20 protein-coding genes are annotated in these 20758 nt (G+C 64.6%); 16 read left to right on the top strand and 4 right to left on the bottom strand.

Features of this window, described 5'->3' with window-relative positions:
* Nucleotides 1–41: 41 nt before the first annotated feature.
* From AC1MCA_RS04430 to sdhC, 4 genes are all read right to left on the bottom strand, one after another.
* On the bottom strand, nt 42–824 hold the full coding sequence (locus AC1MCA_RS04430; RefSeq protein WP_108598775.1) for a succinate dehydrogenase iron-sulfur subunit: 783 nt from the start codon (nt 822–824) through the stop codon (nt 42–44).
* Between the two features lies 1 nt (nt 825).
* Nucleotides 826–2625, bottom strand: a complete 1800-nt coding sequence (gene sdhA, locus AC1MCA_RS04425; protein WP_479801486.1) for a succinate dehydrogenase flavoprotein subunit — start codon at nt 2623–2625, stop codon at nt 826–828.
* Between the two features lie 106 nt (nt 2626–2731).
* A complete protein-coding gene (locus tag AC1MCA_RS04420) occupies nt 2732–3193 on the bottom strand; it encodes a succinate dehydrogenase hydrophobic membrane anchor subunit (RefSeq protein ID WP_108597630.1) in 462 nt (153 codons plus the stop codon).
* Between the two features lie 3 nt (nt 3194–3196).
* Nucleotides 3197–3577: a succinate dehydrogenase, cytochrome b556 subunit gene (gene sdhC / locus AC1MCA_RS04415; protein ID WP_082576094.1), complete on the bottom strand. Its 381-nt coding sequence runs from the start codon at nt 3575–3577 to the stop codon at nt 3197–3199.
* Between the two features lie 254 nt (nt 3578–3831).
* Between sdhC and AC1MCA_RS04410 the strand changes: the two genes are divergently transcribed.
* The 16 genes from AC1MCA_RS04410 (at nt 3832) to eno (ending at nt 20720) form a co-directional block, all read left to right on the top strand.
* Nucleotides 3832–4965: a mannose-1-phosphate guanylyltransferase gene (locus tag AC1MCA_RS04410; RefSeq protein WP_479801485.1), complete on the top strand. Its 1134-nt coding sequence runs from the start codon at nt 3832–3834 to the stop codon at nt 4963–4965.
* Between the two features lie 112 nt (nt 4966–5077).
* Nucleotides 5078–6292: an amidohydrolase gene (locus AC1MCA_RS04405; protein ID WP_479801484.1), complete on the top strand. Its 1215-nt coding sequence runs from the start codon at nt 5078–5080 to the stop codon at nt 6290–6292.
* Between the two features lie 155 nt (nt 6293–6447).
* Nucleotides 6448–6882, top strand: coding sequence for a MarR family winged helix-turn-helix transcriptional regulator (locus tag AC1MCA_RS04400; protein WP_479801483.1), 435 nt, complete (start codon nt 6448–6450; stop codon nt 6880–6882).
* Nucleotides 6883–6925: 43 nt separating this feature from the next.
* Nucleotides 6926–7357, top strand: a complete 432-nt coding sequence (locus AC1MCA_RS04395) for an organic hydroperoxide resistance protein (protein WP_479801482.1) — start codon at nt 6926–6928, stop codon at nt 7355–7357.
* Nucleotides 7354–8379: an NADP-dependent oxidoreductase gene (locus AC1MCA_RS04390; protein WP_479801481.1), complete on the top strand. Its 1026-nt coding sequence runs from the start codon at nt 7354–7356 to the stop codon at nt 8377–8379. Before AC1MCA_RS04395 ends, AC1MCA_RS04390 begins: the two co-directional genes overlap by 4 nt.
* Before the next feature lie 229 nt (nt 8380–8608).
* Nucleotides 8609–9718, top strand: coding sequence for a BMP family lipoprotein (locus AC1MCA_RS04385; protein ID WP_479801480.1), 1110 nt, complete (start codon nt 8609–8611; stop codon nt 9716–9718).
* Nucleotides 9719–9886: 168 nt separating this feature from the next.
* Nucleotides 9887–11527 carry an ABC transporter ATP-binding protein gene (locus AC1MCA_RS04380; protein ID WP_479801479.1) on the top strand — a complete coding sequence of 547 codons (1641 nt, stop codon included), beginning with the start codon at nt 9887–9889 and terminating at the stop codon, nt 11525–11527.
* On the top strand, nt 11520–12917 hold the full coding sequence (locus AC1MCA_RS04375; RefSeq protein ID WP_479801478.1) for an ABC transporter permease: 1398 nt from the start codon (nt 11520–11522) through the stop codon (nt 12915–12917). Before AC1MCA_RS04380 ends, AC1MCA_RS04375 begins: the two co-directional genes overlap by 8 nt.
* On the top strand, nt 12914–14251 hold the full coding sequence (locus AC1MCA_RS04370; RefSeq protein ID WP_479801477.1) for an ABC transporter permease: 1338 nt from the start codon (nt 12914–12916) through the stop codon (nt 14249–14251). The genes AC1MCA_RS04375 and AC1MCA_RS04370 overlap by 4 nt, the downstream gene beginning before the upstream one ends.
* Before the next feature lie 2 nt (nt 14252–14253).
* Nucleotides 14254–14658, top strand: a complete 405-nt coding sequence (locus AC1MCA_RS04365; protein WP_479801476.1) for a cytidine deaminase — start codon at nt 14254–14256, stop codon at nt 14656–14658.
* A complete protein-coding gene (locus AC1MCA_RS04360) occupies nt 14655–15977 on the top strand; it encodes a thymidine phosphorylase (protein WP_479801475.1) in 1323 nt (440 codons plus the stop codon). The genes AC1MCA_RS04365 and AC1MCA_RS04360 overlap by 4 nt, the downstream gene beginning before the upstream one ends.
* A 4-nt stretch (nt 15978–15981) precedes the next feature.
* Entirely contained in the window at nt 15982–16611 is a 630-nt protein-coding gene (locus AC1MCA_RS04355) for a DedA family protein (RefSeq protein WP_108600471.1), read from the top strand.
* 103 nt (nt 16612–16714) lie between these two features.
* The gene (locus AC1MCA_RS04350; protein WP_479801474.1) at nt 16715–17437 is read left to right on the top strand and encodes a DedA family protein; all 723 of its coding nucleotides are present in this window, start codon (nt 16715–16717) and stop codon (nt 17435–17437) included.
* A 39-nt stretch (nt 17438–17476) separates the two neighbouring features.
* Nucleotides 17477–18631, top strand: a complete 1155-nt coding sequence (locus AC1MCA_RS04345) for an adenosine deaminase (RefSeq protein ID WP_479801473.1) — start codon at nt 17477–17479, stop codon at nt 18629–18631.
* A 61-nt stretch (nt 18632–18692) separates the two neighbouring features.
* Nucleotides 18693–19304, top strand: coding sequence for a MazG nucleotide pyrophosphohydrolase domain-containing protein (locus AC1MCA_RS04340; protein ID WP_479803288.1), 612 nt, complete (start codon nt 18693–18695; stop codon nt 19302–19304).
* Between the two features lie 135 nt (nt 19305–19439).
* Nucleotides 19440–20720 carry a phosphopyruvate hydratase gene (eno, locus tag AC1MCA_RS04335; RefSeq protein ID WP_108598691.1) on the top strand — a complete coding sequence of 427 codons (1281 nt, stop codon included), beginning with the start codon at nt 19440–19442 and terminating at the stop codon, nt 20718–20720.
* Nucleotides 20721–20758 lie beyond the last annotated feature (38 nt).

Here is a 20758-nt window from a genome sequence, read left to right as displayed (position 1 = left end):
CGGGCGCGGAGTGACCCCGCGTTGCTCAGGTTCGGTAAAAACTAGATCTTGCGGGAGAGAATTGCCTGCTTGACCTCTGCGATGGCCTGCGTGACCTGGATGCCGCGGGGGCACGCTTCGGAGCAGTTGAAGGTGGTGCGGCAGCGCCACACGCCTTCCTTGTCGTTGAGGATCTCCAGGCGCATGTCACCGGCGTCATCACGGGAATCGAAGATGAAGCGGTGTGCGTTGACGATCGCGGCCGGGCCGAAGTACTGGCCGTCGGTCCAGAACACGGGGCATGACGACGTGCACGCGGCGCAGAGGATGCACTTGGTGGTGTCGTCGAAGCGCTCACGGTCCTCGGCGGACTGCAGGCGTTCCTTGGTGGGCTCGTGGCCCTTGTTGATCAGGAACGGCATGACTTCGCGGAACGACTGGAAGAACGGCTCCATGTCCACGATCAGGTCCTTCTCCACCGGCAGGCCCTTGATCGGCTCCACCGTGATGGGCTTGGACGTGTCCAGGTCCTTCAGGAGGGTCTTGCAGGCAAGGCGGTTGCGGCCGTTGATGCGCATGGCATCGGAACCGCACACCCCGTGGGCGCACGAGCGGCGGAATGAGACGCTGCCGTCCATCTCCCACTTGACCTTGTGCAGGGCGTCCAGCACACGGTCGGTGCCGTACATGGTGACCTTGAAGTCGTCCCACGTGGCGTCCTCGGACACCTCGGGGTTGTAGCGGCGCACGCGGAGGGTGACGTCAAACGTCGGGATCTCGCCCCCGCCGCCTACGTGTGCGGGCAGTTCGATCTTGGATGCTGGCTCAGCAAGTTCGGCGGACATCTTAGTACTTCCTCACCATCGGCTCGTAGCGGGTAAAGACAACCGGTTTGGTGGCCAGGCGGATGCCGGCGATTGCCTCTGCAGAGCCGTCCGCCGGGGCGTGGTCGTCCTTGTACGCCATGGAGTGCTTCATGAATTTGTCGTCGTCGCGCTCGGGGAAGTCCTCACGGAAGTGACCGCCGCGGGACTCCTCACGGTGCAGGGCCGCCACGGTCATGACCTTGGCAAGCTCCAGCAGGAAGCCGAGCTCAACGGCTTCGAGCAGGTCCAGGTTGAACCGCTTGCCCTTGTCCTGGACGGTGATGTTCTTGTACCGGGCCTCGAAGGACTCGATGTCCCGGAGCACCTGGTTCAACGTGTCTGCAGTGCGGAACACCTGCATGTTGGCATCCATGGTGTCCTGGAGTTCCTTGCGGATCACGGCCACCTTCTCGGTGCCGGTGCCGTTGCGGGCAATGTTCAGCAGCTCGATGGTGTAAGCCTCAGGGTCCTCGGGGAGCTCCACGAAGTCAGCCGTCTTGGCGTATTCCGCCGCGGCAATACCGGCCCGCTTGCCGAACACGTTGATGTCCAGCAGCGAGTTGGTGCCCAGGCGGTTGGAGCCGTGCACGGAGACACATGCAACTTCACCGGCGGCGTAGAGGCCCGGAACGATGGTGTCGTTGTCCTGCAGGACTTCGGTGGTGATGTTGGTGGGGATGCCGCCCATGGCGTAGTGCGCCGTCGGGAAGACCGGGACCGGCTCGGTGTAGGGCTCCACGCCGAGGTAGGTGCGGGCGAACTCGGTGATGTCCGGCAGCTTGGCATCGATGTGTGCCGGCTCCAGGTGCGTCAGGTCCAGGAGGACGTAGTCCTTGTTCGGGCCGCAGCCGCGGCCTTCACGGACCTCGTTGGCCATGGAACGCGCCACGATGTCACGGGGCGCAAGGTCCTTGATGGTGGGGGCGTAGCGCTCCATGAAGCGTTCACCCTCGGAGTTACGCAGGATGGCACCTTCACCACGGGCTGCTTCGGACAACAGGATGCCCAGGCCGGCGAGGCCTGTCGGGTGGAACTGGAAGAATTCCATGTCCTCCAGCGGGATGCCCCGGCGGAAAGCGATGCCCATGCCGTCACCGGTGAGGGTGTGGGCATTGGAGGTGGTCTTGAAGACCTTGCCGGCGCCGCCGGAGGCGAACACCACGGACTTTGCCTGGAACACGTGCAGCTCGCCTGAGGCGAGGTCGTAGGAGACCACGCCGGCTACGCGCTTCTGCTTGTAGGACGTGCCGTCCTCGCGGACTGCGTCCTCTTCAACGGTCAGCAGGTCCAGGACGTAGTACTCGTTGTAGAACTCAACGTTGTGCTTAACACAGTTTTGGTACAGGGTCTGCAGGATCATGTGACCGGTGCGGTCCGCTGCATAGCAGGCGCGGCGGACAGGCGCCTTGCCGTGGTCGCGGGTGTGGCCGCCGAAGCGGCGCTGGTCGATCCGGCCCTCGGGCGTGCGGTTGAACGGCAGGCCCATCTTCTCAAGGTCCAGCACGGCGTCGATGGCTTCCTTGGCCATGACCTCGGCAGCATCCTGGTCAACGAGGTAATCGCCGCCCTTGATGGTGTCGAACGTGTGCCATTCCCAGTTGTCTTCCTCGACATTGGCAAGGGCCGCACACATGCCACCCTGCGCTGCACCGGTGTGCGAGCGGGTGGGGTAGAGCTTGGTCAGTACTGCTGTTCGCGCGCGCTGACCGGACTCGATCGCGGCGCGCATGCCAGCGCCACCGGCACCGACGATGACGACGTCGTACTTATGGACCTGCATACTTGGGCGCTCTTTCTCTCAAAATTCGCAATAAAACAACGGGCGGGCGTTGCCTGCACCGCAAAACACAGCCCGCGGCCCACCGCGCGCAACAGACGTGTGGGGGCTACGCGGGGCAGAAGCCGCCAGGCAGCGGAACACCGTCAACCATGGGGCACGGGTTGAAGGTGAAGATCACCAGGGTGCCAAGGACGATGATCACGGTGGTGGCCGCGTAGAGGACGATCTTGAGCCAGAGCCGGGTGGAATCCTTCTCGGCGTAATCGTTGATGATGGTGCGCACGCCGTTGGTGCCGTGGAGCATGGCCAGCCAGAGCATGGCCAGGTCCCAGATCTGCCAGAACGGGTCCGCCCACTTGCCGGCAACGAAACCGAAATCGATGGCGTGGATGCCTTCGCCCACCAGGAGGTTCACGAAGAGGTGGCCGAAGATCAGCACCACCAGGACCACTCCGGAGAGGCGCATGAAGAGCCACGCCAGCATTTCGAAGTTCCCCTTGTTGGCGCCGGTGCGGCGGTACTGGGGCGAAATCTTCCCGCTGCGCGGGTTTTCGATCGTTGCAGTCATGGCTTAGTGACCTCCGAGCGCAAGGGAAAGGTGGCGGATGGAGAAGCCAACCATGACGACGACCCAAAGGGCCAGTACGGTCCACAGCATCTGGCGCTGGTACTTGGCGCCCTTCTTCCAAAAATCGACGGCGATGATCCGGAGGCCATTGAAGGCGTGGAAAACAATCGCGGCAACAAGGCCCGTCTCACCCAGGGCCATCAGCGGGTTTTTGTACGCCCCGATCACAGCGGTGTAGGCCTCAGGGGATACACGCACCAATGAGGTGTCCAGTACGTGGACCAACAAGAAGAAAAAGATCACTACACCGGTAATTCGGTGTCCTACCCAGGACCACATGCCTTCACGGCCGCGGTACAAGGTGCCAGCTGGTTTTGTCGGCACTGATAAACCTCCCTGCAACACAGCGGCGCTGGCATGAGATCCACGCGGGGGGAACGCCTGCTGCGAGAGCACTCGTAGCTCAGAGCCTAAATCTAGGCTTCGCTCATAGCTTATTCAATTTAGGAACTCCTTGGTGACCCGCAATGCCCGGATTTGCCGTCAATTGAGACCAACGACACATTCGGCGGGGCATTTCGGTGTCCTTTGACCTTCACGGAGGGGGACTCTGCCCGCCGTCAGCTAAAGTAGCGGTGATGAGTACAGACAAAGTGACAAGCCCGGATTCAGCCCTTAGCCGCTTTATTGCGGTGATTCCGGCAGGCGGAGTGGGGACCCGCCTCTGGCCCCTGTCACGAGCCGCAGCTCCCAAATTCCTTCACGACCTCACCGGATCGGGCAGCACTTTGCTGCGCGCCACCTACGATCGCCTTCAGCCCCTCGCGGGCCGGCGTGTCCTGGTAGTGACCGGCACTGCACACCGGGCCGCTGTGTGCCGCCAGCTGCCCGAGGTAGAGGAACAGGACCTTGTCCTCGAGAGCGAGCCCAAGGATTCCGGCGCCGCCATCGGCCTTGCCGCTGCCATCCTGCACCAGCGTGATCCGGACACCATCATGGGGTCCTTTGCGGCTGACCAGGTCATCAGCCCGGACGATCTCTTCCAGGACGCTGTCCGCCAGGCCATCCACACGGCCGCAGCCGGCAAGATCGTCACCATCGGCATTAAGCCCACCCACCCCTCCACAGGCTTTGGCTACATCCGCGCCGGCCGGGGGCTCAACATTGAAGGGGCACCCACCGCCCAGGCAGTGGTCGAATTCGTGGAGAAGCCCGACGAGGAAGTTGCCCAGCAGTACGTGGACAGCGGCGAGTACGTCTGGAACGCGGGCATGTTCGTGGCACCCGTGGCGCTGATGCTCAAGCACCTTGAGGCCAACCAGCCGGAGCTGTTCCAGGGCCTGCAGGAGATTGCCGAGGCCTGGGACACCCCGGAGCGCGATGAAGTGACGGCCCGGGTCTGGCCCACGCTGCCCAAGATCGCCATCGACTATGCGGTGGCAGAGCCTGCGGCAGCCGCGGGCGACGTCGCCGTTGTGCCGGGCACCTTTGGCTGGGACGACGTCGGGGACTTCGCTTCCGTGGGCCGCTTGAACAGCGCACGTGAAGTCGATGACGTCACGGTCATCGGCGAGGGCGCCCGGGTCTTTACCGAAAACGCCAGCGGCGTGGTGGTTTCGGACACGAAGCGCGTCATCGCCCTGATCGGCATCAAGGACGTAGTCATCGTGGACACCGGCGATGCACTGCTGGTGACCACCAAGCAGCACGCCCAGCGGGTCAAGGGAGCGGTTGACGCACTCAAGGCCAGCGGCGACACCGACGTTCTCTAGCCTGGCGGTATTCCGGACCCCTGAGGGGGCGCGTGCCGAAAAACGCGCGGCACAATCTGTAACGAGCAGGCTGTGATGACGCTATTCCGTGGACTCTCGCTAGAGTAAATGAGTGCGAAATTACACTACTGAAGCCGAGCCCACCACATTAGTGCGGCCATGGCTGGAGCCTCTCCTCCCGGAACTGCTCACTTTCCGCCGGGACCTCCATGCGCACCCAGAGCTTTCCTTCAAGGAATTCCGCACCACTGACAAGCTGGTGGAACGCCTCGAGGCGGCCGGCCTGTCGCCCCGCAGGCTCGAAGGCACCGGGCTCACCGTGGACATCGGCGAGGGCCCCATCGCCACGGCGCTCCGCGGAGATATCGACGCCCTGCCGATCATCGAGGAAACGGGATTGCCGTTTTCGTCCAAGAACCATGGCGTGACGCACGCGTGTGGCCACGATGTCCACACGGCCACCATGCTCGGCATTGCCCTGGTGCTGCAGAGCATGCACGAGGAGTCCCCGCTGGGCGGGACCGTCCGGATTATCTTCCAGCCGGCGGAGGAGACCATGCCCGGCGGTGCCCTGTCCTGCATAGAGCAGGGCGTCCTGGACGGCGTGCCGCGCATTTTCGCGCTGCACTGTGACCCCAGGATCGACGTCGGAAAAATCGGCACGCGTATCGGTGCCATTACGTCAGCTTCAGACACGATCAGGATCGAACTGAGCGGCCGCGGCGGCCATACCTCCCGTCCGCACCTGACCGAGGACCTTGTTTTCGTCCTGGCGCAGATTGCCATCAACGTTCCCGCCGTGCTTTCACGCCGGGTGGACGTCCGAAGCGGCGTCTCGGTGGTGTGGGGCCAGATCAACGCCGGATCAGCGCCCAATGCCATCCCCGGAACGGGCTACATGGCCGGGACCATGCGTTGCCTCGACCGCGATGCGTGGCATGACGCCGGCGAACTGCTGGACGAAGTGGTCAACCAGGTCGCAGCACCGTACGGCGTGGACGTGCACCTCGAACACACCAGGGGAGTCCCTCCTGTGGTGAACTCCGAGCACGAAACCGCGCTTATTGAGGCCGCGGCCCGCGCCGAAATCGGGGAAAGTGCGGTCACGCTGACGCCGCAATCCATGGGCGGCGAGGACTTTGCCTGGTTCCTTGCGGAGCTGCCCGGCGCCATGATGCGCCTCGGCACCAAAACCCCGGGCGGAGAAGAATATGATCTGCACCGCGGTGATTACATCGTGGACGAGCGAGCCCTGGGCCTCGGCATCCAGGTCCTCACGGCAGCAGCCCTCCGGTCCATCCGCGACCTCGAAAGTCCCAGCCTCTAGTTACCGGACGGCTTCAACGGACACTTCACGCCCCCCTCGGGGACGCGGGGTGTCCGTTCCTGCTTAACCGTGGGCGTGTCACATGGGTGCTGCGGATGCTGACCTGAATCCTAGTTAAGTTGTGCACAATTGAATTGTCCACTATCGTTCAAGGCGTGACTGACGCTCCCCGCCTGAACCACCAAGTGTGCTTTGCCCTTTACTCCGCTTCCCGGGCGGCGACAGCGGTTTACCGCCCCGTGCTCGAAGATCTTGGCCTCACCTACCCGCAGTATCTGGTGATGCTGGTGCTGTGGGAAGCCGAACCGCGCGGAGTCAGGGAGCTGGGGGACGAGCTGGGCCTGGATTCCGGCACGCTGTCGCCCCTGCTCAAGCGGCTGGAAGCGATGGGGCTCGTAGAGCGCAACCGGTCCGGCGAGGACGAACGCCGTGTCGCCGTCCACCTGACGGCCGCCGGACAGGCGCTGAGCAGCAAGGCAAACGCCATTCCCCAGCGCCTGGCCGAAGCAGCCGGACTGACTTCCGACGAGCTTGAACAACTTCGCACCACCTTGGAGCGGCTCACCGAGGCCCTGCACCACTCCCATTGACCACACCGAATTCCAGTACCTACCTCCTACAGGACGGACCATCATGAAGACTCTTTACACTGCCGAGGCACTGGCCTCCGGCGAAGGCCGCAACGGCAACGCGCGCACCAAAGACGGAAAGCTTGACGTCACCCTCGCAAGCCCCGTGGAGCTGGGTGGAAACGGCCAGGGCACCAACCCTGAGCAGCTTTTCGCGGCGGGCTATGCGGCATGCTTCCACTCGGCACTGCGCCTCGTCGGCGGCAAGGAACGCGCCGACCTGACCGATTCTGCCGTGGCGGCCAAGATCCACTTCGGCGCCCTGGACGGCGGCGCGGGCTACGGCCTGGCTGCTGAGCTGGAAATCGCCGTGCCTGCACTCGACCTCGCTACGGCAGAAGCCCTGGTGGCCAAAGCGCACCAGATCTGCCCCTACTCCAACGCCACCCGCGGAAACATGACCGTAGACATCAAGATCCTGGAGTTCGCCGCATGAGCACCAACACCGCAACCCTTCCCCGTACCTCCCGGGAGATCCGGCTGGCATCGCGTCCGCACGGCCGGCCCGTCCCGGAAAACTTCCGGCTGGCCGAGTCCGACCTGCCGGAACTGCAGGACGGCCAGGTCCTGGTCCGCAACCTCTTCATCTCCGTTGACCCCTACATGCGCGGACGCATGAATGACACCAAATCGTACTCAGCGCCGTTCGCGCTGGATGCAGCGCTCGACGGCGGCGCCGTGGGTGAAGTGACAGAGTCCCGGGCCGAAGGGCGCAAGGTGGGTGACGTCGTCGTCCATCAACTGGGCTGGCGTGAATTCGCCGTTCTTGAGGCCGATGCCACGGCGGTTGCCCGCACGGACCTTGCCCCGGCGTCGGCATTCCTCGGAGCGCTGGGCATGACCGGGCTGACGGCGTACGCCGGCCTGCTCAAGGTTGCCGAGTTCAAGCCCGGCGACGTCGTGTTCGTTTCCGGTGCCGCAGGTGCCGTCGGGTCACTGGTGGGCCAGATCGCCAAGGCCATGGGTGCCTCCCGGGTCATCGGCAGCGCCGGAACGCCGGAAAAGGTGGAGCGGCTCCTGGAGCTGGGCTTCGATGCCGCCTTCAAATACCGCGATGCACCGGTCGGCGAGCAGCTCAAGGCCGCTGCGAACGGCCAGGGGATTGACGTCTACTTCGACAACGTCGGCGGGGACCACCTGGAAGCGGCCCTGGCCGAACTCAACGTCGGAGGCCGCGTCGCCATGTGCGGTGCCATCGCGCAGTACAACGCCACAGAACCTTCTCCGGCTCCCCGGAACCTCGCTGTCGCCATCGGCAAACAGCTCACCCTCCGGGGCTTCCTGGTCAGTGGCCAGCGCCAGCACCGGGCCGAGTTCTTCGAGAAGATGGCCGCCTGGCTGGCGGACGGCTCAGTCCGCTACGACGAGACGGTGGTTGACGGTCTGGAAAACGCCCCGCAGGCGTTCATGGACCTGCTGGAGGGTGTAAATACCGGCAAGATGCTGGTACGCCTCTAGCCGCCGATCCCGCAGGTGGCGCGGCTGCCTACCCGTTGGTAACAAGTTCTCAACAATCTCCAGAATCGGGCCCCGATGTGGTAGCGGCTGTGGTGCAGCCCACTAAAGTGTGGTGTATCAGTGCGCTCCGGCGCAGTGCTGCGAAGCCCTCAGTGAAAACAGAATTTCAGTGTAGAAACGGACACTCATTGAATTCGAGTCGTAGCGCCACTCTCTCCCTGGAGGAAATTTGAAGAACACACTGCGCGCCCAGTTCAAACGCGGCTCCATCGCCGGCATGGCCACCGTGGGTGCCACAGCACTCCTGGTGACCGGCTGCGGGGCGGCACCTGAGGCAGGCAGCAACGCCACCGCGACCGCCAGCGACTACACAGGCTGCATCGTTTCCGACTCCGGTGGATTCGACGACCAGTCCTTCAACCAGTCCTCATACGAAGGGCTGAAGAAGGCTGAGAAGGACCTGGGCATCAAGGTCAACGAGGCCGAGTCCAAGACCAACAACGACTTCGAACCGAACCTGCGCGCCATGGTTACGGCCGGCTGCGACCTGACCGTCACGGTGGGCTTCCTCCTGGGTGACGCCACCAAGGCCCAGGCTGCGGCCAACCCGGACAGCCACTTCGCGATCATCGATTACGGCTACACACCCGCAATTGCGAACGTCAAGCCCATCATCTACGACACCGCGCAGGCAGCCTTCCTCGCCGGCTACGTGGCGGCCGGCACCACCAAGACCGGCACCGTCGGCACCTTCGGTGGCATCAAGCTCCCCACCGTGACCATCTTCATGGACGGCTTTGTTGACGGCGTGAAGTACTACAACGAGACAAAGGGCAAGGACGTCAAGGTCCTTGGCTGGGACAAGGCTGCGCAGGACGGCTCCTTTACCGGTGACTTCGACAAGCAGGACAAGGGCAAGCAGCTGACCCAGAACTTCCTGGACCAGGGCGCCGATATCGTCATGCCAGTTGCCGGCCCCGTCGGCAAGGGCGCGGGCGCGGCCCTGAAAGAAGCCAAAGCGGCCGGCAAGGACGTCAAGCTCATCTGGGTTGACTCCGACGGCTTCCTCACCGCTCCGGAATACAAGGACCTGATGCTGACCTCGGTCATGAAGCTCATGGGCGAAGCAGTGGAGAACGTCGTGAAGGAAGACAAGGACGGCAAGTTCACCAACACGCCGTACGTTGGCACCCTCGCGAACGACGGCGTGCAGCTGGCGCCGTTCCACGATCTTGAGTCTGCGGTTCCCGCTGAGCTGAAGACCGAGCTGGAACAGATCAAGAAGGACATCGCCGGCGGCACGCTGAAGGTTGAATCCGCAGCCAGCCCGAAGGTCTAAGTCCCTCCGCTAAGCGCCACGGCCCGTCCGGTCATCCACCGCACGGGCTGTGGCGCTTTTCGTTGAGCGGACCGGCTCCGTATCAGGCCGCAGGCACTAGGCTGTTGCTGCGGCCCCATCATCCGTCCGGGCATGGCCTGCCGGGACAATTCGAGATTGGTCAGGGTTTTGAAACTTGAACTCAAGGGGATCACCAAACGCTTCGGCTCCCTGGTAGCCAACGACCACATCGACGTGGTTGTTGAACCCGGGCAGATTCACTGTCTGCTCGGCGAAAACGGCGCTGGCAAGTCCACGCTGATGAACGTCCTGTATGGACTGTACGAGCCCACCGAGGGCCAGATCCTCGTTGACGACAAACCGGTCACCTTCCGCGGGCCGGGCGACGCCATGGCCGCCGGCATCGGCATGGTGCACCAGCACTTCATGCTGGTCCCCGTCTTCACTGTCGCCGAAAACGTCGCACTGGGGGCGGAAACCACGAAGGCCGGCGGATTCCTGAACCTGGATGACACCCGCCGGAAGATCAAGGAGATCTCGGACCGCTACGGCTTCGACGTCGATCCTGATGCCCTGATCGAAGACCTGCCTGTGGGTGTGCAGCAGCGGGTGGAAATCATCAAGGCCCTCGTCCGGGACGCCAAGGTGCTCATCCTCGACGAGCCCACTGCCGTACTCACCCCGCAGGACACCGACGAACTGCTGGACATCATGCGCCAGCTCAAGAGCCACGGCACCTCCATCGTGTTCATTTCGCACAAACTCCGCGAGGTAAAGGCCGTCTCCGACACCATCACGGTGATCCGGCGCGGCAAGGTTGTCGGTACCGCCGATCCCGGCGCCTCGACTACGGAGCTGGCCTCCATGATGGTCGGACGCGCAGTGAACCTCACCCTGGACAAGGCCCCGGCCAAGCCGCAGGAGACGACGTTCCAGGTCAAGGACCTCACGGTCATCGCGCCCAGCGGCCAGCACGTGGTGGACGGTATCAGCTTCGACATCGCCCGCGGCGAGATCATGGCCATCGCCGGCGTCCAGGGCAACGGCCAGACAGAGCTGACCGAGGCCATCCTGGGACTCCAGGAACGCGTTCACGGCTCCATCCTGCTCGACGGGGAAGAGCTCCTGGGCCGCAGCGTCAAGGAAGTCCTTAACGCCGGCGTCGGCTTCGTCCCGGAAGACAGGTCCGTGGACGGCCTGATCGGCACCTTCTCGATCGCCGAAAACCTGATCCTGGACCGGTATGACCAGGCGCCGTTCGCCAAGGGCATCAGCATGAGCCCCGCCAAGGTGCTGGAGAACGCCAAAACCCGGATCGACGAATTCGACGTCCGCACCCCGTCAGGTTCGCTGGCGGCCGGCACCCTGTCCGGCGGAAACCAGCAGAAAGTCGTCATGGCCCGGGAGCTCTCCCGGCCGCTACGGCTTTTCATCGCCTCCCAGCCCACCCGCGGCGTGGATGTCGGGTCCATCGAGTTCCTGCACAAGCGCATTGTGGCCGAGCGGGACCAAGGCACGCCCGTGATGATCGTCTCCACCGAACTGGACGAGGTGATTGAGCTTGCGGACCGGATCGCCGTCCTCTACAAGGGCAAAGTCGTCGGGATCGTCCCGGCCGGCACCTCGCGCGGCGTCCTCGGCCTGATGATGGCCGGAGTGTCCCCGGAGGCCGCCCTCGCCGACGCCGCGGGCAGCCCGGCCCGCCGCTCCACGGAAGACCCCGCCGACGTTCCGGCAACCACCCCAGCCCCCGCCGCCCAGCCCGTGCAGGAGCCCCGCTCCGGTGCCGTAGGAGACGACCATGAGTGAGAACAACGAGCCGCGCCGCCCGGCCGGCCCGGATCCGGACCGTGTTCCGGGAACGAAACCCGAGGAGCCGGCTGCTCCGGCGTCCACGCAGGACACCGCCCTGGTGACCTCACTGGACACTGCCGGCGGCGCGATGCGGCCATCCGCCGTTCCCGTATCGGCCCAGAGCGGGTCCCTTCCCGGTGGGGACTCGGACTCGGTCCTGCGCAAGATCTTCACCGGCAACGGCATCGTCACCATCCTCGCCGTCATCCTGGCACTGATTCTGGGCGGGCTGCTTATTGCCAGTACGGACGAGAGGGTCGCCGCCACATCGAGCTACCTGTTTGCCCGTCCTTCTGACTTCCTCACCGCCGTCTGGTCGGCCGCGACCAGCTCCTACGTCGCGCTCTTCCAGGGCTCGGTCTTCAACCCGCGGGGGAGCGGGATCGGCGGACAGTTCGCTCCGCTGATGGAGACCCTGACCATCGCCACCCCGCTGATTACGGCAGGCCTCGGCGTTGCCCTGGCGTTCCGTGCAGGCCTGTTCAACATCGGTGCCCAGGGCCAGATCATCATGGCCGGCATTTTGGCCGCCTGGGTTGGATTCGCCCTCCACCTGCCGGTGGGGCTGCACCTGCTGCTGGTCCTCCTCGCCGGCGTTATCGCCGGCGCCGTCTGGGGCGGCCTCGTGGGCCTGCTGAAGGCCAGGACCGGTGCCCATGAGGTCATCGTGACCATCATGTTCAACTACATAGCGCTCTACCTCGTCCGGTACCTGCTTGATTCGCCGGCGTTCCAGCGGCCCGGCGAGGCCACCCCGATCTCGCCGATTCTGGACGCCACCGCCGTGTATCCGCAGATCTTCGGCACCCAGTACCGCCTGCACCTTGGGTTCCTGCTGGCCATTGCGGCAACGGTGTTTGTGTCCTGGCTGCTGAACCGCTCCACCATCGGCTTCGAGTTCCGCGCAGTGGGGGCCAACCCGAAGGCGGCGCTGACCGCCGGTATCAACGTCCCGCGTGCCACCGTCCTGGTGATGGCCATCGCCGGCGGCCTCGCCGGACTGTCCGGCGTCGCGCAGGTCGCAGGCACCGAAAAGGTCCTGACCGACGGCGTCGCCGCAACCTATGGCTTTGACGCCATCACTGTCGCACTACTGGGACGTTCGACGCCGTGGGGCACCTTCGCCGCCGGTGTGCTGTTCGGCGCCTTCCGCGCCGGCGCGGTCCAGATGCAGATCCAGACCGGAACCCCCATCGACATCGTGCTGGTGGTGCAGTCGCTCATTGTGCTGTTCATCGCCGCGCCGCCGCTGGTCCGTGCGGTCTTCGGACTCAACGCCCGTAAGAAGAAGGCCGCAACCGCCGGCAAATCCCCGAAGGCAGCAACCACCGGAGGTGCAGCATGAGCACAACAGCAACCTCACCCGTCCCGGGAAAACCCGTCAAGCCGCAGCAGGGGAAACCACAGCCGGACGGCACCGGCGCCGCGGCATACTCCGGAAAGCCCGTCACCTGGAAGCTGCCGGTCACGCTGCTCGCGCTGGCCGTGGTCGCGTTCATCTTCTTTGGCCTGATGGGTCCACAGGCAACGGCCAAATTCGGCATCTCCTCCGGCGGCGACTTCTTCCAACTGCCGGCCATTGAAGTGCCGGCCTTCGGCGCAGGGATCCTGCTCTCCGTGATCCTGCTGGGCCTCGCGGGCTACGCCATGTTCCTGAAGACCAAGAACGCCCGGCCGCCCCGCTGGCTGCCGGTCGCTTTCACTGTCCTGTTCGTGGTGGCCTTCCTGATCTGGGTCGTCGGCGGCGCAAGGACCCCCAGCATCTCGCTGGCCGGCCTCATCGCCGGGTCCGTCACCCTTGCGGTGCCGATCGTTTTCGGCTCGCTGTCAGGTGTCCTGTGCGAACGCTCCGGCGTCGTGAACATCGCCATCGAAGGCCAGCTCCTGGGGGGTGCCTTCACGGCCGCCATCGTGGCCAGCCTGACGGACAGCCCCTATCTGGGGCTGCTCGCCGCGGCCGTCGCCGGTGCCCTGGTGTCCATGGTGCTGGCAGTCTTCAGCATCAGGTATGTGGTCAACCAGATCATCGTCGGCGTCGTGCTGAACGTGCTGATCTCGGGACTCACCGGCTTCCTGTTCAGCACTGTGATGCAGGCGGACAAGGACATGTTCAACTCCCCGGGCCGGCTGCCCATCATCGAGATCCCGATCCTGTCCAGCATCCCTGTCCTCGGCCCCATCCTCTTCAAGCAGTCCGTGGTGGGCTACCTGATGTATGTGGCCGTAGCTGTGGTGTGGGTCGGACTGTTCAAGACGAAGTGGGGCCTGCGGGTCCGTTCCGTGGGCGAACACCCGCAGGCCGCCGACACCCTGGGCATCAAGGTCAACGCCACCCGTTTCTGGAACGTCACCCTCGGCGGCGCGGTAGCCGGGATCGGCGGTTCGTTCTTCACCCTCGTGGCGATCGACAGCTTCACCAAGGAAATCTCCGGTGGCCGGGGCTTCATTGCCCTAGCCGCCCTGATCCTGGGACGCTGGAACCCGATCGGTGCGTTCTTCGCGGCGCTGCTGTTCGGCTTCGCCGACAACCTGCAGAGCATCGTGACGATCATCGGCACCCCGGTGCCTAGCCAGTTCATGGCCATGCTGCCCTACCTCGTGACCGTGTTCGCCGTCGCCGGGCTCGTGGGCAGGTCCCGGCCCCCGGCGGCAAGCGGCATACCGTACGTAAAGGGTTGACGGTGAATACCGTCGACGTCGACTGGGCCGCTCTCGAGGCCGCCGCAGTAGCCGCCATGGCCCACGCGTACGCACCGTATTCGAACTTCGCGGTAGGGGCGGCAGCCCTTACCGCGGATGGCCGGATCATCAGTGGCTGCAATGTTGAAAACGCCAGTTACGGCCTATCCCTGTGCGCCGAGTGCGCCCTTATAGGCAACCTGCACATGACCGGGGGCGGACTTCTCCGCGCCTTTTACTGCGTCGACGCCGGCGGGAACATTTTGATGCCCTGCGGCCGGTGCCGGCAGTTGCTGTACGAATTCCGGGCTCCCGATATGGAGCTCATGACCACCCAGGGAATCAGGACCATGGACCAGGTCCTTCCCGATGCCTTTGGTCCCCAACACCTGGAGGAAACCCGGTGACACAAACCCCGAACAAAACTGAAGCGTTCGACGCCGTCGACATCATCCGCATCAAGCGTGACCGGGGCGTACTGACCCCGGAACAGATCGACTGGACCATCGACGCGTACACACGCGGTGCCATTGCCGACGAGCAGATGGCCGCCCTGAACATGGCCATCCTGCTCAACGGCATGGACCGGGCTGAGATCTCGCGCTGGACGGCCGCGATGATCGCCTCGGGCGAGCGGATGGACTTCTCCAGCCTGCGGCAGGCCGACGGCGGCGTGAAGGCTACCAGCGACAAACATTCCACCGGGGGAGTGGGGGACAAGATCACCCTGCCGCTGGCGCCCCTGGTGGCGGTGTTCGGCGTTGCCGTGCCGCAGCTCTCCGGCCGGGGCCTGGGACACACGGGCGGCACCCTGGACAAACTGGAATCGATCCCGGGTTGGCGGGCAGCCCTGAGCAACGAGGAGATTCTGGCCCAGCTCCAGGACGTGGGCGCCGTGATCTGCGCCGCGGGCGCGGGACTGGCGCCGGCTGACAAAAAGCTTTATGCCCTGCGCGACGTCACCGGGACGGTGGAGGCTATCCCGCTGATCGCCTCCTCGATCATGAGCAAGAAAATCGCCGAGGGAACCGGCTCGCTGGTCCTGGACGTCAAGGTGGGCAGCGGCGCGTTCATGAAGGACGAGGCCCGGGCGCGCGAACTGGCCGAAACCATGGTGGCCCTGGGCAAGGACGCCGGCGTCAACACCGTGGCGCTGCTGACCAACATGAGCACGCCCCTCGGCCTCACAGCGGGCAACGCCATCGAAGTTGAAGAGTCCGTGGAGGTCCTGGCCGGCGGCGGGCCAGAGGACGTAGTGGAGCTGACGGTGCGCCTGGCCGAGGAGATGCTGGCGTGCGCCGGTGTTCACGACGCCGATGTCCGCGCCGCTCTGAAGGACGGCAGGGCCATGGACGTGTGGAACCGGATGATCGAGGCGCAGGGCGGCGATCCCCGGGCCAAGCTGCCGGTGGCCAGGGAATCCGAAACTCTTTACGCACCGGCCGACGGTGTCCTGGTTGAGCTCGATGCCCTGGCCGTCGGCGTCGCGGCCTGGCGCCTCGGTGCCGGGCGTGCCCGCAAGGAAGACGCAGTCCAGGCCGGGGCCGGCGTCCGCCTGCACGCCAAGCCGGGCGCGGTGGTGCGCGCCGGCGAGCCGCTCATGACATTGCTCACTGACACTCCGGAGAAGTTCGCCCGTGCCAAGGAATCCCTGGAGCACGCGGTGATGATCGCTCCCGAAGGCTCACGCCCGGCCCAGCAACTCATCATCGACCGAATAGCATAGGTAAATGCAGGCCATCAACGACTTCATCCTCGCCGCCGCCGGGCAGCCCTGGGTGTTGCTCGTGGTGCTGGCCTGCTGCATGATCGATGGTTTCTTTCCGCCCATACCCAGCGAATCCGTGGTGGTGGGCCTGGCCGCAGTGGCCGCCACCGCGGATGTCCCCAACCCTTGGATGCTGATGCTCGTCGCGGGGCTGGGAGCGTTCTCGGGTGACAACATTGCGTACCTCATCGGGCGCAGGGTCGGGACCCGGCGCTGGAGTTGGATGCGGGGCCCGCGCATGCAAAGCGGGTTCCGCTGGGCGGGCCACGAGTTGCGGAAGCGGCCCGCATCGCTGATCCTCGTGGCGCGCTTCATTCCCATCGGCCGCGTCGCTGTCAACCTCACCGCAGGCGTGACCCACTACCACCACCTGCGTTTCGTGGGACTGACGGTCCTCTCCGCCACGCTCTGGGCCGGCTATTCAGTGGGAATCGGGCTGTTCTTCGGGCAGTGGTTTGAAAACAACCACCTCCTCGGCGCTGCCATCGCCATCGTCTGCGCCGTGGGCCTCGGAATCCTCGTCGATCTGGTCATCAACCGCTTCAAGGGGAAGGTTCCGGTGGTGGAGCGGCTGAAGGATCCCGAAGCCTAGGGTTACGGGGACCTGACGTAGCGGATCACGTCTGCGGCATGCGACACTGAAGAGCGATTTACGTCACTTCCGGCTGCATCATTCGTCTAGGAGCAACACCCGCGTGGAGTTTATTAATGAGGCCGTGCTCCATGCGGCGGGCCAATGGTGGATCTACCCGGTCCTGCTGATTTTCTTCTTCATTGACGGCTTCGCCATGGTGGTTCCCAGCGAGACCCTCATTGTTGCCCTCGCGGCGTTTTCCCGCCACAGCGGCGAACCAAATCTCTGGATCCTTGGCTTCACGGCACTGGTCGGCGCCATCGCCGGCGACAATATGGCCTTTATGCTGGGCCGCAGGATCGGCCTGGAACGCTGGCGCTGGATGCGGCGGCCCAAAGTCCAGAAGGCCTTCGGCTGGGCAAGGTACGAACTCGAAAAGCGCGGCGCAGTCCTGATCTTCACCGCCCGCTACATCCCGTGGGGCCGCGTCGCGGTGAATTACGTCGCGGGCAGTACCGGTTTTGCGCACCGCCGGTTCTTCCTGCTGGACGCGTTTGCCTGTGTCACCTGGGTGGGGTATTCCATCGGAATCGGCATACTGGCCAGCTCGTTCCCCTGGCTGCACAACAACCCGCTCCTGAGCGCAGGAATTGCCGTGGTGTTCGCCATCGTCCTGGGCATCCTCATCGATCACCTCCTGCGCTGGTGGCACAAGCACCTTGCCCGCAACGACGCCGAAGTTGTGGACGAATGGCTCGACGGCGGCCGGGAGGGCGCCCTTCCTTCGCACGATCAGGCCCTGCTGGCCGCAACTTCGGCGGACGGCGAGCAGCCCGCAAAGTAGCGGCTGGCATATGCTGCCTGCCGACCCTAAGGTTGGAAGGTGACTGAGCCTATTGTTGATGCTGCCCCTGCCCTCGATTTCGACTTGAGGAGCCTGCCCAAGGTCTCCCTCCACGACCACCTGGACGGTGGTCTGCGTCCCGCCACCATCATCGAACTGGCTGGGGCTGTTGGCCACACGCTTCCTTCCACCGATCCGGTTGCCCTGGGTCAGTGGTTCCGTGAATCGGCGGACTCCGGTTCGCTGGTCCGCTACCTGGAGACTTTTGACCACACGGTGGCTGTGATGCAGACCAAAGAGGGCCTGTTCCGCGTAGCCAAGGAATTCGTTGAGGACCTCGCGGACGACGGCGTGGTGTACGGCGAAGTGCGCTGGGCACCTGAGCAGCACCTCCAGAAGGGCCTGTCGCTGGACGAAACAGTGGAGGCCGTGCAGGAAGGCCTCGAAGCCGGCGTCGACGCCGTTGCCGAGACAGGCCGCGAGATCCAGGTGGGCCAGCTGATCACCGCCATGCGGCACGCCGACCGCGGCCAGGAGATCGCCGAGCTCGCCGTCCGCCACCGCAACAGGGGCGCCGTGGGCTTCGACATCGCCGGGGCTGAAGACGGCTTCCTGCCGTCCCGGTTCAAGGACGCCTTCACGTACCTGGCCCAGAACAACTTCCCCGCCACCGTCCACGCCGGCGAGGCCGCCGGACTCGAGAGCATCCAGTCCGCACTCGTGGACGGACGCGCGCTCCGCCTTGGCCACGGCGTACGCATCGCCGAGGACATCATGGTGGAGTTCGAGGACGAAGACGGAGGGGAAAGTGCCGAAGGCGAGGACGACAGCATCGGCCTGGTCACCCTGGGCGATCTGTCCAGCTGGATCCGGGACCGCGGCATCGCCCTGGAAATCTGCCCCTCCTCCAACCTCCAGACCGGAGCGATCGCCGGGTTCGGCGAGGGCATCGAGAGCCACCCGCTGGACATGCTTTACCAGCTCGGCTTCAACGTGACCATTAATACTGACAACCGGCTGATGAGCGGGGTGACCCTCACTGACGAGTTCGAGCTGCTGGTGGAGACCTTCGACTACGATCTCGATGACCTGCTTGAGCTGACCCTCAACGCCGCCGAGGCCTCCTTCCTGCCCCTTGAGGAAAAGGAAGCCCTGGTGGAGTACATCAACGACACCTACGCCAACCTTGGCTGATCAGGCCCCCGTTGATCGGCTGGTCACGGTCATCGCCCAGCTGCGTGAACACTGCCCCTGGATGGGCGCCCTGACGCATGCCTCGCTGGTGGAGTACCTCCTCGAGGAGGCGTTTGAGGTTGCCGAAACCATCGAAACCGGCACGGACGATTCCGAACTCCGGGGCGAGCTGGGAGACGTGCTGCTCCAGGTGGTGCTGCACGCCCGGCTCGCCGAGGAACGGGGCGCGTTCACCTTCGACGACGTTTCCCGCGGTCTGACCGAAAAAATGGTCCGCCGCAATCCGCACGTGTTCCGGCCCGACGGGTCACTCCAGGACAGCTTCCCGGCCACGGTCGAGGAGATCGTCAAGAAGTGGGACGCCGTCAAGACCGCGGAAAGCCCGGAGCGGAACAGCCCGTTCGACGGGATACCGGAGGCCCTGCCTGCGCTGGCCAAGGCACACAAGTTCCTTGACCGGGCGGCCCGCGCCGGAGTTGAGGTGCAGCCGCAGGACAGCGGCGCCCCGGAACACCCGGTGGTGGGGCTTGTCCAAACCGCCACATCCGAAGCGGAACTGGGCGAGCTGCTGCTCGCCGTCGTCGGCTCCGCCCGCGCAAAAGGGTTCGACGCCGAGCGTGCCCTTCGCGGTGCCCTCCGGCAGTTCCAGCAACAGCAACCCCTGCCATCATGACGTCCGGGTGCTGGATAGGTTTCCGTAACCTGCACCACTCTCGACTACGCTAGTTCCTGACCAGGACGTCCCAGACTTTCCGCTAGTTCCAGCAGTTAGATTCCCTGTAAATCGCTTCACCAAAGGAGCAAATCCATGGCGCTTATCGATGCCATCCACGCCCGCGAGATCCTCGATTCCCGCGGCAACCCGACCGTAGAAGTTGAAGTACTGCTCTCCGATGGCCAGATCGGCCGCGCGGCAGTACCTTCCGGCGCCTCCACCGGTGAGCACGAGGCTGTTGAGCTTCGTGACGGTGACAAGGGCCGTTACCTCGGCAAGGGCGTCCAGAAGGCCGTTGACGCCGTCATCGACCAGATCGCTCCGGCTTTGACCGGCTTCGACGCCACCGACCAGCGCAGCATCGACCAGGCCATGATTGACCTGGACGGCACCCCCAACAAGGGCAAGCTGGGCGCCAACGCCATCCTCGGCGTCTCCCTGGCCGTGGCCAACGCTGCCGCCGCCTCCGCAGACCTGCCGCTGTACAAGTACCTGGGCGGCCCGAACGCCCACGTTCTTCCCGTACCGCTGATGAACATCCTCAACGGCGGCTCGCACGCCGACTCCGACGTCGACATCCAGGAATTCATGGTTGTCCCGCTGGGTGCGGAGACCTTCTCCGAGGGCCTCCGCTGGGGCGTCGAGGTCTACCACGCGCTCAAGGCCGTGCTCCAGGAAAAGGGCCTGTCCACCGGCCTTGGCGATGAAGGCGGCTTTGCCCCCAACCTGCCCTCCAACCGCGCTGCCCTGGACCTGATCCAGGAAGCCATCAAGAACGCCGGCTACACCCCGGGCAAGGACATTGCCCTGGCCCTGGACGTTGCCTCCTCCGAGTTCTTCACGGACGGTGCCTACCAGTTCGAGGGCAAGGCTCTGACCTCCAGCGAAATGAGCGCGTACTACACCGAACTCGTCGCCGACTACCCGCTGGTGTCCATCGAGGACCCGCTGGACGAGAACGACTGGGACGGCTGGAAGACCCTCACCGACGCCATCGGCGACAAAGTCCAACTGGTGGGCGATGACCTCTTCGTCACCAACCCCTCTATCCTTCAGCGCGGCATCGAAACCAAAACCGCCAACTCGCTGCTGGTGAAGGTCAACCAGATCGGTTCACTGACCGAAACGCTCGACGCCGTCAGCATGGCCCAGCGTGCCGGTTACACCACCATCACCTCGCACCGCTCCGGCGAGACCGAGGACACCACCATCGCCGACATCTCGGTGGCCACCAACGCCGGCCAGATCAAAACCGGCGCCCCGGCCCGTTCCGAGCGTGTTGCCAAGTACAACCAGCTGCTGCGCATCGAAGAGGAACTCGACGACGCCGCACGCTACGCCGGCCGCAGCGCGTTCCCGCGTTTCAAGGGCTAGTAGCCGCGTAAACCACTGACCGGTGGCTATGGTTGAAA

It is taken from the genome of Arthrobacter sp. BK1 (assembly GCF_056680055.1).
This window is presented reverse-complemented; position numbering and strand designations above follow the sequence as displayed.